Source organism: Variovorax sp. GW822-FHT04E09, assembly GCF_058800845.1.
In genome coordinates this window covers 1-12,397 of sequence record NZ_JBXAMR010000012.1, presented here as the reverse complement: position 1 = coordinate 12,397, position 12,397 = coordinate 1, and the positions used below count along the sequence as shown (strand labels likewise).

The 12,397-nt window shown below is 67.7% G+C and carries 14 protein-coding genes; 4 read left to right on the top strand and 10 right to left on the bottom strand.

Going from position 1 to position 12,397, the window contains the following annotated elements:
- The first annotated feature begins 4 nt into the window (after window positions 1-4).
- Window positions 5-352: a hypothetical protein gene (locus tag AC1RL8_RS29600; protein ID WP_492686871.1), complete on the top strand. Its 348-nt coding sequence runs from the start codon at window positions 5-7 to the stop codon at window positions 350-352.
- A gap of 4 nt (window positions 353-356) precedes the next feature.
- Here the strand turns inward: AC1RL8_RS29600 and AC1RL8_RS29595 are convergent, their stop codons facing one another.
- From AC1RL8_RS29595 to AC1RL8_RS29560, 8 genes are all read right to left on the bottom strand, one after another.
- On the bottom strand, window positions 357-1,091 hold the full coding sequence (locus tag AC1RL8_RS29595) for an ABC transporter ATP-binding protein (protein ID WP_492686872.1): 735 nt from the start codon (window positions 1,089-1,091) through the stop codon (window positions 357-359).
- Window positions 1,084-1,860, bottom strand: a complete 777-nt coding sequence (locus AC1RL8_RS29590) for an ABC transporter ATP-binding protein (RefSeq protein WP_492686873.1) — start codon at window positions 1,858-1,860, stop codon at window positions 1,084-1,086. The genes AC1RL8_RS29595 and AC1RL8_RS29590 overlap by 8 nt, the downstream gene beginning before the upstream one ends.
- A complete protein-coding gene (locus AC1RL8_RS29585) occupies window positions 1,857-2,819 on the bottom strand; it encodes a branched-chain amino acid ABC transporter permease (RefSeq protein ID WP_307696760.1) in 963 nt (320 codons plus the stop codon). Before AC1RL8_RS29585 ends, AC1RL8_RS29590 begins: the two co-directional genes overlap by 4 nt.
- Window positions 2,816-3,676, bottom strand: a complete 861-nt coding sequence (locus tag AC1RL8_RS29580) for a branched-chain amino acid ABC transporter permease (RefSeq protein WP_492686874.1) — start codon at window positions 3,674-3,676, stop codon at window positions 2,816-2,818. The genes AC1RL8_RS29585 and AC1RL8_RS29580 overlap by 4 nt, the downstream gene beginning before the upstream one ends.
- A gap of 36 nt (window positions 3,677-3,712) precedes the next feature.
- Complete coding sequence (locus tag AC1RL8_RS29575) at window positions 3,713-4,915, bottom strand: ABC transporter substrate-binding protein (RefSeq protein ID WP_492686875.1); 1,203 nt, start codon at window positions 4,913-4,915, stop codon at window positions 3,713-3,715.
- 97 nt (window positions 4,916-5,012) lie between these two features.
- Window positions 5,013-5,336 (bottom strand): 2Fe-2S iron-sulfur cluster-binding protein, encoded by a 324-nt coding sequence (locus AC1RL8_RS29570; protein WP_062470484.1) that lies wholly within the window; start codon window positions 5,334-5,336, stop codon window positions 5,013-5,015.
- Between the two features lie 8 nt (window positions 5,337-5,344).
- The gene (locus AC1RL8_RS29565; protein WP_492686876.1) at window positions 5,345-6,793 is read right to left on the bottom strand and encodes a glutamine synthetase family protein; all 1,449 of its coding nucleotides are present in this window, start codon (window positions 6,791-6,793) and stop codon (window positions 5,345-5,347) included.
- Window positions 6,794-6,803: 10 nt separating this feature from the next.
- Window positions 6,804-8,141, bottom strand: a complete 1,338-nt coding sequence (locus AC1RL8_RS29560) for an aromatic ring-hydroxylating dioxygenase subunit alpha (RefSeq protein WP_354346201.1) — start codon at window positions 8,139-8,141, stop codon at window positions 6,804-6,806.
- A gap of 297 nt (window positions 8,142-8,438) precedes the next feature.
- Between AC1RL8_RS29560 and AC1RL8_RS29555 the strand changes: the two genes are divergently transcribed.
- Window positions 8,439-9,173 carry a GntR family transcriptional regulator gene (locus tag AC1RL8_RS29555; RefSeq protein WP_062470492.1) on the top strand — a complete coding sequence of 245 codons (735 nt, stop codon included), beginning with the start codon at window positions 8,439-8,441 and terminating at the stop codon, window positions 9,171-9,173.
- A gap of 16 nt (window positions 9,174-9,189) precedes the next feature.
- Here the strand turns inward: AC1RL8_RS29555 and AC1RL8_RS29550 are convergent, their stop codons facing one another.
- Window positions 9,190-9,996: a metallophosphoesterase gene (locus tag AC1RL8_RS29550; RefSeq protein WP_492686877.1), complete on the bottom strand. Its 807-nt coding sequence runs from the start codon at window positions 9,994-9,996 to the stop codon at window positions 9,190-9,192.
- A gap of 129 nt (window positions 9,997-10,125) precedes the next feature.
- On the opposite strand from AC1RL8_RS29550, the gene AC1RL8_RS29545 reads away from it, so the two are divergent.
- Window positions 10,126-10,299, top strand: a complete 174-nt coding sequence (locus tag AC1RL8_RS29545; protein ID WP_167394953.1) for a hypothetical protein — start codon at window positions 10,126-10,128, stop codon at window positions 10,297-10,299.
- A 50-nt stretch (window positions 10,300-10,349) separates the two neighbouring features.
- Here AC1RL8_RS29545 and AC1RL8_RS29540 read toward each other — a convergent pair whose 3' ends face one another.
- A complete protein-coding gene (locus AC1RL8_RS29540; RefSeq protein WP_492686878.1) occupies window positions 10,350-11,321 on the bottom strand; it encodes a LysR family transcriptional regulator in 972 nt (323 codons plus the stop codon).
- Window positions 11,322-11,444: 123 nt separating this feature from the next.
- Between AC1RL8_RS29540 and AC1RL8_RS29535 the strand changes: the two genes are divergently transcribed.
- Window positions 11,445-11,987, top strand: coding sequence for a hypothetical protein (locus AC1RL8_RS29535; RefSeq protein WP_159274334.1), 543 nt, complete (start codon window positions 11,445-11,447; stop codon window positions 11,985-11,987).
- The last annotated feature ends 410 nt before the right edge of the window (window positions 11,988-12,397 follow it).

Sequence of the window (12,397 nt, the reverse complement as noted above, 5' to 3'; positions counted from 1 at the left end):
GGCCATGACCCTCGAACTCATCCTGGGCCTCGGCCTGCTGGCCCTGGTGCTGCTGGACCTGGCCCTGTTCTTCCTCGTGCGCTGGGCCGTGCTGCGCGAGTACCTGGGCCCGCTGGTGGCCAGCCTCGTCTACGGCCTGTGCCTGGCCGTGCTGCCGTACTTCGTGTGGTGGGGCCTGGGCACCCACGTGCTGTTCGGCAAGGACACGACCTTCCTGGCGCCCGTGGTGGACGTCGGCCTGGCCTTCATCCTCTACACCTGCGTGTGGCTGTCGTGGGGCGTGAGCCTCATCGCCGGCGGACTGGCGTCGTGGCGTTTCTTCGTGCGGGCCCGGAGGATCGGCCTGGCCTGACGGCTCAGCCGGCCGGCGCTTCGGCGATGCCGACGCCCAGCAAGCCTTCGAGCAAGTCCTTGTCGGCCGCGAGCGCCGCGCTCGGGCCGGCGTGCACGACGGTGCCGCGCTCCAGCACGATCGCCTGGTGCGTCATGTCCAGGGCCAGCACCGGGTGCTGCTCCACCACGATCGAGGCCAGGCCTTCGGATTCGCACAGGCGCCGGATCGCCGCCGCCAGCTCTTCCACGATGATCGGCGCGAGGCCTTCCATCGGCTCGTCGAGCAGCAGCAGCTTCGGGTTGGTCATGAGCGCGCGGCCGATGGCCAGCATCTGCTGCTCGCCGCCCGAGAGCTGGTTGCCGTAGTTGCCGCGCCGCTCGCGCAGGCGCGGAAAGAACTCGTAGACGCGTTGCAAGGTCCAGCTGCCGGGACGGGCGATCACCGTGAGGTTTTCTTCCACCGTGAGCGAGGGGAACACCTCGCGCTCCTGCGGCACCCAGCCCAGCCCGGCGCGCACGCGCTGGTGCGCGGGCCAGCGCGTGATGTCGGCGCCCTGCCAGCGGATCGCACCCTGCATCACGCGGGTGTTGCCCATCAGCGTTTCGAGCAGCGTGGTCTTGCCCACGCCGTTGCGCCCGAGGATGGCCAGGCTTTCGCCGGGCCGCAGCGAGAAGTCGAGGCGGTCGAGGACCACGGCGTTGCCGTAGCCGGCGGTGACGCGGTCGAAGGCGAGGGCGGCGGTTGCGGTGTCAGCCATGGTGGTGCGAGCTTCCCAGGTAGACCTCGCGCACGCGCGGGTCGGCGCCGATCTCGGCGGGCGTGCCTTCGGTGAGGATGCGGCCGCCGACCAGCACCGAGATGCGGCGCGCAAAGCGGAACACGAGCTTCATGTCGTGCTCGATGAAGAGCACGCTGATGTCCGCCGGCAGCGCCGCGATGGCTTCGAAGAGTTCGCCGCTCTCGTCCTCCGGCACGCCGGCGGCGGGCTCGTCGAGCAGCAGGATGCGGGGCTTGGCGGCGAGCGCCAGCGCAATCTCGAGCAGCCGCTGCTTGCCGTAGGCCAGCTCGGCCACGGGCACGTCGGCCAGGGCGTCGAGCTTCAGCGTGGCGAGCAGCGCATGCGCTTCGTCGAACACGGCCGTGCAGCCCTTGAGCGGCCGCCACCAGGTGGCGCCCAGGCCTTCGCGCTCGCTGATGGCCAGCACCACCGACAGCAGCGGCGTGAGGCTGGGGAACAACGTGTTGATCTGGAAGGTGCGCGCCAGCCCCATGCGGGCGCGCTTGTCGCCGGGCAGGCGCGTGATGTCGCGCGGGCCCAGGTGGATCTGGCCGCTGGTGGGCTTGAACACGCCTGTGAGCAGGTTGATGAGCGTGGTCTTGCCGGCGCCGTTGGGGCCGATCAGCGCCTGCCGCGCACCGGGCTCGAGCGACAGGTTGACCTCGCTCACGGCCTGGAAGGCGCCGAAGCGGATGCCCAGGTTCTGCGTGCGCAGGGCGTGCGTGGTGGTGGAGGTGGTGGAGCTCATCGCGCCTTCCCCGTGCGCACCACGCGCGAGAGCGCGCCCATGATCCCGCCGCGTCCCAGCATGACGGCCGCGATCAGGAAGATGCCGAGCCAGAACATCCAGTACTGCGGGTTCATGTCGGCGAACCAGTCGTGCACCAGCATGTAGACGATGGCGCCGATGAGCCCGCCGTACAGCCGCCCGGTGCCGCCGAGCACGAGGATGATCAGCACTTCGGCCGAGCGGTTGAAGCTGATCGATTCGATGCCCACGAACTGCGTGGTCTGCGCCAGCAGCGCGCCCGCCACGCCGGCCACCGCGGCCGACATCGCATAGGCCATGCGCAGGCGCGCTTCCACCGGCGAGCCGATGGCCGTCATGCGCTTGCGGCTGTCGTGGATGCCGCGCAGCGCCAGGCCGAAGGGCGAGCGCAGCACCAGCCGCACCAGCAGGAACATCGCGAGCACCACGCCGAAGGCATAGCCGAACGCGGTCTTGCCGTAGAGGTCGAAGTCGAACAGGCCCAGCACCGGCGCGATCACCACGCCCTGCAGGCCGTCGGTGCCGCCCGTGATGCCCGAGAGCCGGTTGGCCAGCTCGAACAGCAGCACGCACACGCCGATGGTGATCATCAGCCGCGTGAGGTCGGCGCCGCGCACTACGAGGTAGCTCAGCACGTAGCCCAGCAGGCCGCACACGGCGAGCGCGAACGCCAGGCCGGTGAAGGGCTCGCTCCAGCCGTACTTGGCGAGCAGGCCGGCCGCGTACGCGCCCGCACCGAAGAAGGCGGCGTGGCCCACCGTGAGGATGCCCGCGTAGCCCAGCGCCATGTCCAGCGACACGGCGAAGAGCCCGAAGATCATGATCTGGCTCATCAGCGTGAGCTTGTCGGGCAAGAGGAAGAAGCTCGACGCGAGCGCGAGCCAGAAGGCGATTTCGGCCACGCGCAGCTGCGCGGGGGAGAGGCTCAGCGGCTTCATGCGAGCCCCTTCTTGGCGACGATGCCGTTCGGGCGCACCAGCAGCATGACGATCATGAACACGTAGATGAGAAAGGCGCCCGTTTCAGGCAGGTAGTACTTGCCCGCCACGTCGACGATGCCGACCAGCAGCGCCGCGATGAACGGCCCGGTGACGGTGCCCGCACCGCCCACGCACACCACCATCAAAAAGTAGACGAGGTACTTGAGCGGGAACGACGGCTCCAGCCCCAGCATGCCCAGGCTCAGCGCGCCGCCCAGGCCCGCCAGGCCGCAGCCCAGCGAGAAGGTCAGGAAGAACAGGCGCTGCACGTGGATGCCCGTGCCGCCCGCCACGCGCTGGTTGTCGACCGCGGCGCGCACCATCGCGCCGTAGCGCGTCTTGCCCAGGCCCAGCAGCAGCGCGACCAGCACGGCCACGCCGCAGCCGATCAGGAACAGGCGGTAGCGGCCCACTTCGAGGCCCAGCAGCGACACCTGGCCCTCGAGTGCCTTCGGCAGCGTGAAGGGCTGCATCGTCGGGCCGAAGAAGTAGGTGAAGGCGGCGATCGAGACGAACACCACGCCGATCGACAGCAGCACCTGGTCCAGCGGGTGCGCGCGGTACAGCCGCCGGTAGAACACGAACTCCAGCACCGCGCCCACCACCGCCGCCGCCACGAAGGCCGCCGCCAGCGAGAGCCCGAAGCCCAGGCCCCCCTGGTTCATGAGCACGCTGGCCGCGTAGCCGCCCACCATCGCGAAACTGCCGTGCGCGAGGTTGACGAAATTCATGAGTCCCATCGTGATGGACAGGCCCACGCCGATGAGAAACAGGAGCATGCCGTAGGCCACTCCATCGAAGATCACGATGCCCATGAATTTCCTGCTTGCTGCGTGCTGGCTGGCGTTGGCTTACTTGGGAGCGGCTTCCTTGGCCGGGTCCTTGACGCGCTCGAACTTGTCGAACTCCACGTTCACCAGCTGGCCGTTGGCGCGCTCGGTCTTGCGGATGTAGACGGTCTGCACGATGTCGCGCGTGGCCGCGTCGATCTCGATCGGGCCGCGCGGGCTCTCGAAGCTCAGGCCTTTGAGCGCGTCCATGAACTTGTCGCCGGCGGTGTCGCCCTTGGTCTTGGCCAGCGCCAGGTCGATGGCGGCCATGGTGTCGTAGGCGGTCACGGCGAAGTAGCTGGGGCGCAGCTTGACGCCGTTGTCGGCGGCGAAGTCCTTCACGAACTTCTGGTTCTTGGGCGAGTTGTGCGCGAACGAGTAGTGGTGGCTGGTGACCAGGCCCAGCGCCACGTCGCCGGTGGCGTCCAGGTAGCTGTCGTCGGTGGCTTCGCCGGTGGCAAAGAGCTTGATGCCGGCCTGCTCCATGCCGCGCTCCTTCCACACCTTGAGGAAGGCCGGTGGCATCACGCCCGAGGGGAAGAAGAAGAACACGGCCTGGGGCTTGGCGTCCTTGATGCGCTGCACGTAGGCCGAGAAGTCGGGGTTGTTCATCGGCGTGCGCACCTCGCCCGAGACCTTGCCGCCGCCGGCGGTGAAGGCCTTCTTGAACGCGGTCTCGGCATCGACACCCGAGGCGTAGTCGGCGACCACGGTGTAGGCGTCCTTCACGCCCTGCTTGAGCATGTAGCGCGCCATCGGGTCGGTGACCTGCTGCACGGTGAACGACAGGCGCGCCACGTAGGGCGAGCTGGTGGTGATGGACGAGGAGGCGGCGTTCATCACCAGCGTGGGGATCTTGGCCTGCGTGGCGATGGCGCCCACGGCGTAGGCGTTGGGGCTGAAGTCCAGGCCGGTGAGGATGCTCACCTTGTCGCGCACGATGAGCTCCTGCGCGATGCGCTTGGCGGCGTCGGGCGCCGGGCCGGCGGTGTCCTTCTTGATGATCTCGACGGTGCGCCCGCCCACCTTGCCGCCGTGCTCCTTCAGGTACAGCGCGATGCCGGCGTCGAACTGGCGGCCGTAGTCGGCGTAGGGGCCGGAGTAGGTCGCGATGAGGCCGATGCGCAGCGGCTCCGTGGTCTGGGCTTGAGCAGCACCCGCCATGCCGAGGCCGGCGAGCAGCAGGGTCGAGAGGAGGGTTCGCTTGGTCATCGTCGTCGTCATGAAAAAACGCCTTTCAGTGGGAGTGGAATGCGCCGCGCGGGCGCCGCTGGCTTGTAACCGGATGTTTGGCAGCGGGCGATGATGCCCGACGCGTTGGTCAGACCTGTGTATCGGGCACACGCACCGTGAGGCCATCGAGGGCGGCGCTCACGCTGAGCTGGCAACTCAGGCGCGAACCGGGCCGGCGCTCGGACGCGACGGCATCGAGCAGCGCGCTTTCCATGTCGTCGGGCGGCGGCAGCAGTTCGAGGAACGCGTCGTCGACGTAGACGTGGCAGGTCGCGCACGAGCAGCAGCCGCCGCACTCGGCATCGATGCCGCGCACGTTGCCGCGGATGGCGGTCTCCATCACGCTGGCGCCGACCTTGGCGTCGACCTCGCGCGTGGTGCCGTCCTTGAGGATGTAGTGGATCGTGGGCATTGAAGGGTTCAGAACATGTCGAAGTACTCGCGGTGTTCCCACTCCGAGACTTCGAGGTTGAAGCGGGCGATTTCCGCTTCCTTGATGTGGCACAGGTAGTCGACGAAGGTCTTGCTCATCTGCGTGTTGAGCATTTCGTCGCGGCGCAGGCAGGCGAGGGCGTCGCCGAGCGATCGCGGCAATTGCTCTGCCGGCGTTTCGTACGGTGCGTCGGCCGAGGGGCCTGGGTCGGTCTTGTTGCGGATGCCGTCCAGGCCCGAGAACAGCTGCGATGCGAGGTACAGGTACGGGTTGGCCGTCGGTTCGCCCACGCGGTTCTCGATGCGCGAGGCGTTCTGGCCCGGGCCGCCGAGCACGCGCAGCATCGCGCCGCGGTTGTCGCGGGCCCAGATCGCGCGGTCGGGCGCGAGCGAGAAGGGGCGGTAGCGGCGGTAGCCGTTGATCGTCGGGCTGGCCAGTGCCGCGGCGCCGCAGGCGTGCGCCTTCAGGCCGCCGAGGTAGTGCATGCCGATCTCGCTGAGGTCGCGCCCGCCGGGCTCGGGCATGAAGGCGTTCACGCCGTCGCTCTTGCGGCGCAGCGACTGGTGCAGGTGCCAGCCGCTGGACATCACGTTCGGGATCTTCGGGCGGCACATGAAGGTGGCATGCAGGCCGGCGCGCTGGCAGATCTGCTTGATGGCGCTGCGCAGCAGCACCATCGTGTCGGCGGGCGTCACGCCGGCCGTGGGGCCGAAGGTGAGCTCGAACTGGCTCGGGCCGAACTCGATCTCCAGCGAGCGCAGCGGCAGGCCGAGCGCCACGAGCTGCGAGCGCAGCAGTTCCATGAGGCCGTCGACGCGGTCGTAGCGCAGCTCGGTCAGGTACTGGTGGCCGTGCGAGAGCAGCGACACGCGCGGCGGTTCGCCGGGCTGGCCCGAGTCGGGCAGGCCCATGCGCGCGTCTTCGAGCTTGAAGACGTGGAACTCGACCTCGAGGCCGGCGATGAAGTCCAGCCCCAACTCGTCGAGCTGCGTCACCGCGCGCTGCAGGATCTGCCGCGTGGCGAAGGGGCAGGGCCGGCCGTCGGCCATGTAGGCGTCGCACAGGATCCAGCCGGTGCGCGGCGCCCAGGGCAGCACCTTGAAGGTGGCGGGGTCGGCCACGATGGTGAAGTCGGCGCCGCCCTGCAGGCCCTCGATGGCGAAGCCGCCGCCCTGCGTGAACACGGGGAACACGGTCTTGTGCGAGGTGTCCTTGGCCAGCAGGGTGGAGGTGAGGTTCACGCCCTCCCACAGGGCCGAGCGCGCCTCGCCCGCGACCAGGGTCTTGCCGCGCAGCAGGCCGTGCTGGTCGGGCCAGGCGAAGCGGACGGTGTCCACCTCGCCGCTGTCGATGCGGCGCACGAGTTCGCGCGCCTGCGCATGCTGGTCGGCCGACCAGAGACCGAAGCGGTCGACGAAGGTGTTGGTGCTGCTCATGGCGGCGTGCTCAGGCCGTGGCGGCCAGGCGTGCGGACGCCCAGTCGGACTTCAGGCGGCGCGCGCGGTCGGCGTCCTGCCAGTAGGCCTCGGTGGCGGCTTCATCGACCACCTTGCCGATGCCGTCGATCGACGGCGGGCCGGTCATGGCGCTGGCCTGCGCGGCGTCGATGAGCATCGGCGCGGTTTCGCCGGCGAGCGTGGCCTCGATGGCCTTCACCAGCACGCGGCGGTAGGCAATGATGCCCTTGTCGGTGCTGCCCAGGTGCTCGCGCGTGCGGTCCTGGATGGCGCCTTGCGACTCCACCGCCCACTGGTCGTGCACGTTGATGTCGTCGCCCATGCCGGTGTAGGTTTCGGTCAGCTGTTCCTCGATGCTGAAGCCGTAGTTGTTGCGCTTGTTCTTGCGCGAGGTGTAGTCGGGCAGCTCGTACAGCTTCAGGCGCTGGTCGCGCATCTGCTGTTTGTCGACCGGGCCGGTGAAGCTGGTGAACACGGCATACCAGTAGCAGTGCGTGTCGTCCACGGGCACGTGCCACTGCGAGATGGTCATCTCGGCGCTCATCGGGATCACGAAGGCCTGCGGGAACACCACGTTGGTCACGCGCACGTGGGTGGTGTCTTCGGAGAGCTTGCGCAGCGCCTTCAGGCGGAAGCCGTAGTCGGTGGGTTCCACGCTGATGTCGGGGCGGTCGTACTCGCGCAGCACCTTGGTGATGGGCATGTCGGAGTCGGCCGAGGCGCCGCGGAACTGCTTGCCGTAGCTTTCCGATGTGTCCTCGTCCTCGAAGAAGCGGTGCAGGTACGAGGCGTGCGCGGGGTCGATGCCCACTTCGAGCGCCTGCAGCCAGTTGCATTCGAAGAGGCCCTTGAACGCGAAGGTGTGGCTGTCGGGGGCGACGAAGCAGTCGAAGTCGGGGAAGGCCGGGGGCTCGCCCTCGCCGATGTACGCGAAGACGATGCCGGCCTTCTCGACCACCGGGTAGGCCGACTGCTTGATGCGGCTGCACAGCTTGCTGGTGGCGGGCTCGGCGGGGGTCTCCAGGCAGTTGCCCTTGGCGTCGAACAGCCAGCCGTGGAAGGCGCAGCGGATGCCGCCGTTTTCCAGCCGGCCGAAGGCCAGGTCGGCACCGCGGTGCGGGCAGTCGCGGTCGAGCATGCCGAGCTGGCCGCTCTCGTCGCGGAACAGCACGAAGTCCTGGCCCATGAGCTTCACGGGCTTGACCGGGCGCGGGCCCGCCAGTTCGTCGGCCAGGGCCACCGGCTGCCAGTAGCGGCGCAGCAGCTTGCCGGCGGGCGCGCCGGGTCCGACGCGGGTGATGAAATCGTTTTGCTCGGCGCTGATCATCGTGCGGGCTCCATCGAGAGGTCTTTGTCAGAAGGCCTGCAGGCATTGCATGCAGTTGTATGCATTGTCTTGGTGATTTTTGACAAAGGTCAAACTTTCATCGGCCGATTCGCCCTTTTTTGGGGCTTGAAGCGGCCATATATAGGGTTAACTCTGAGGTGATTGTGTATTTTTGACACACTTCTGTTTGCAGTGCATGCAACAACCGCGCCCGTTTGGCTATGCTGCGTGCAGTGGCGGGCGGGTCTCCTAGAATCCGCCCATTCATCCCTCTCCTTGTTGCCCTGGCGCCTCCCGATGGACTCCCAACAATCCCGCGTGCTCGTGCAACTGCGCGACCTGATCCTCAAGGGCGAATTCGTGCCTGGAGAGCGGCTGGCCGAGATCCCGCTGGCCGAGAAGCTCGGGGCCTCGCGCACGCCGGTGCGCCTGGCGCTGGCCAGCCTCGAGCACGAAGGGCTCATCGAGCAGTCGCCCAGCGGCGGCTACCAGATGCGCCGCTTCACCTCGCAGGAAGTGGCCGATGCCATCCGTGTGCGTGGCGTGATCGAAGGCTTTGCCGCCCGCCTGCTGGCGGAAGACGGTGTGTCGCGCCAGTTGCTGCGCGATCTGAAGGACTGCCTGGAAGACGGCGACCGCGCCGTCAACAAGCCCAGCATGGAGATCGACGACTACGCGGCGTACGTCGAGATGAACGACCGCTTCCACCGGCTGATCCTCGAAGGCTGCGGCAACCTTGCGCTCAAGCGCGTGATGGACATGCTCGGCGGCCAGCCCTTCGCCGCGCCCAGCGCGATGCTGCCCATGCAGTCGTCAATGGAGGAGGGCCAGCAATGGATGCGCCAGGCGCACCGCACGCACCATGCGATGGTGCAGGCCATCGAGCGCGGCCAGGGCTCGCGGGCGCAGGCGCTCGGCGAAGAGCACGTCGAGATCGCGCGCATGAACCTCGATTACGCGCTGGAGCGGCCCGAGCTCGCGGCCGAACTCATGCCGGGCATCCGGCTCGTGGCCAAGGGGCGCACCGCCTGAGCGGCGAAACGCCCGGTCAGCGGATTTCGATCAGCAACTGGGGCTGGTAGCCCTCTTGCTCGCCGTTGCTGCGGTAGCCCAGCGGGTTGGCGACCACGCGGCAGCCGTCCTTCACATAGTCGAACGGGCAATGCAGGTGGCCGTGCAGCCACAGCTGCGCATGCGGCAGCAGCTCGTCGAGCGAATTGCAGAAGCCTGCGGTGCCGGGCGTAAGCCCGTAGCGCGGATCGGCGCTCGCGAGGCTGGGTGCGAAATGGGTGATGGCCACCGTCGTGCCGTCGTAGGGCTGGGCCAGCGCGTCGCGCAACCAGGTCTGGCAGGTGAGTGCTTGCTCTCTCATTTCGGCAGACATGAAAGGCTTGCCGTTGCGCGTGCCGGCCATCTTCTCGAGGTAGAAGTCGGCCGCGCGCATCGCCTTGCCGCGCTTCTTGAGCGCCTCGGCGAGGCCGTCGCGGGGCTCGATCAGCGCGTCGAAATCGGCCCACAGCGTGGTGCCGATGAAGCGGATGCCCTCGATGACCAGCGTCTCGCGCTCCAGCCAGAGGATGCCGAGCTCGTCGCACAGCGCCCGCAGGCGCGCATGCGTCGCGTCGAAATCGAGGTTGTCGTACTCGTGGTTGCCCGGCACGTAGACCACCGGCGTCGGCCAGCCCTTGCGCGGCGAGAAGCGGCCCAGCCCGAAATCGGTGTCCGTCAGGCGGGAGCCTTCCTGGTAGGAGCCGATGTCGCCCCCGAGCACCAGCAGGTCGGCGCCCGGGATGGGGTCGGCATGAAAGTTGGGGTGGGATTCCAGGTGGAGGTCGGAGAGCAGTTGCAGCTTCATCGTCGGGTCAGTCTAGGTGAATCGCACTATGCGTGAGATGCATAACCTGGGGCTTGCTTTACTAGGGATTACCCTTAATCTACATCCATCGTTAATCAACCCCGTCGCAGCCACAAGCCGCGCACCGTCATGTTCAGTCTTCTTGCCCAAGTGGCCCGTTTCTTCCGTTCGTCGCCGAGCCAGACCCCCGCCAGCCACGCTGCCGCGCTGATGGAAAGCGCCGACAGCCGTGCCGGTCGCGGTGCGCACCACGCGCAGGAGCTGCGTGCGGCGGCTTCCGCCTGGCTCAGCGTCGTCAGGTAATTCGCTGACGCGCGCCGCCCCGTGCGGCGCACCCGGGATCCAAGGGCAGGTCACGCCTGTCCGTGGACCGAGCCCGCGAACGCCGCGGCCGCCGAGCGCAACAGCGCCGTACGCAGCCACTCGTGCGAATGCCCATGCTGGGCGCGCCGGTGCCAGATGGCATCCACGTGCACCGGCGGCTGGTCGAAGGGCAGGTCCCGCACCACCAGCTGATTCTCGATGCCCGTCACGCTCACGAAGTGACGCGGCAGCACCGCCAGCAGGTCCGAATTCGCGACCACGCGCCCGGCGGTGAAGAACTGGTTCACCGTCACCGCGATCCGCCGCTCGCGCCCCATGGCGCCCAGCGTCTGGTCGATGAAGCCGTACGGCCGCCCTGAAAAACTCACCAGCAGGTGCCGCGCTGTGCAGTAGCTGTCGAGCGTCAGCGGTGCGCCGGCGAGCGGATGGCCGCGGCGCATCACACAGACATACTGGCCCAGGTAGAGCCGCTGGGTCTCGAACGGCACCCCCACCCCCGACTGGCCGCGCGCCGCGAGGCTCGCGATCACGGCGGGAAAGTACCCGATCGCCATGTCGACTTCTTCGTGCTCCAGCATGCGGCGCGGGTCGCGCGTGGTCAGCGGCAGCACGCGCAGCGAGATGGCCGGGGCTTCTTCTTCCGCAATCTTCACCAGGCCCGGCATGAGTTCGGCGGCCGTGGCGTCGGCCATGGCCAGCAGGAAGGTCGTGTCGGCGGTGCCGGCATCGAACTCGCCGGGCGCCAGCGTGTGCTGCAGCTGGCGCAAGGCGTCGCGCACCGTCGGCCAGAGGGCTTGCGCGCGCGGCGTGGGTTCCACGCCCGCACCGGAACGCCGCACCAGCTCGTCGCCCAGCAATTCGCGCAGGCGGCGCAGCGAGTTGCTTACGGCCGGCTGGGTGATCGCGAGGTTGCGGGCGGCGCGCGTGAGGTTGCGCTCCGCCATCACCTCGTCGAAGACGCGCAGCAGGTTGAGGTCGAATGTGCGGAAATTGACGTCCATCAGCGATATGAATGATAAACATCAGAAAGATAAAGTGGCGGAACACTGGGGTATTCCCTAATATCGGGTCATCGGCCTTGTTCGCCACCACTGATTACCACTTATCCCCAGGAGGGATGCATCATGACCAGCTTTGTCCACGTTGACCAACCCACCGAACATCCCGGCGTCCGTCGCGCCGAAGTTCTCTTCGGCCAGATCCAGGCCGCCCGTGCCGGTGCCCATGGCGCCCGTCCGCTGATCGCACTGTTCGTGCTGGCCCTCGCGGCCGCCGTGCTCGTGGTCGCCGACAAGATCGTCTCCAACTGGGACGAAGGCGCGCTGCTCGCCGCATGGACCGTGTTCTGCGTTGCCGCCATCGCCCTGTTCGCGCTCTTCGTCGGCTCGGTCCGCAAGAGCAGCCTGGCCACCCTGTGGCGCGAAGCTGCAGAGCGCCGTGCGCAAGCGCGTGCAGACGCCCGCTTCCTGGCGACCGCGCAAAGCGACCCGCGCATCATGCAAGAGTTGCAAGCCGCGGTGTGGCGCCAGCAGTCGGACGACGTCGTGTCGGTTGAGGCCGTCGCCAAGGTCGACGCACTGGCTCGCATGAACCGTCGTTCGCAAGAAGTGCGCATGCCCACGCTGTACGAAGCGATGCGCCGCATGAACAGCTCGCGCTATTACTAAACGAGGCTGAACCGGGCGCTGAGCGGCCGGCTGTAGTTGAGTTGGTTCAAAGGCCCGTCGGACGTATGTCCGACGGGCCTTTTTCATTGGGGGCTGAGCCGATGCAGGTGGGTGAATGTTTCTGATGTCATGGGGGCGCTGCGGGAGTTGCTCGATGGCGCCCTAGTTGGGGGAGCGTACGCCTCTATATATATGGGGGCGAATGGAGTCGCTCCTGGGGAGCGCAGTGAGATCAAGCGGTGCCTGAAGACGCGGCAAGCTGTGGAGCGGTCTCACTGCAAGATTCTTTTCATCTCGCGTTGGCTTCGGCACCCAAAATGACATACACTGGCAGGCTTCGCTGCTGAATACCTCTGGTGTTTGAAGCGACTGGTGCTCTCAGGAGCGTTGGTTGTGGATGGTGAAGAAAG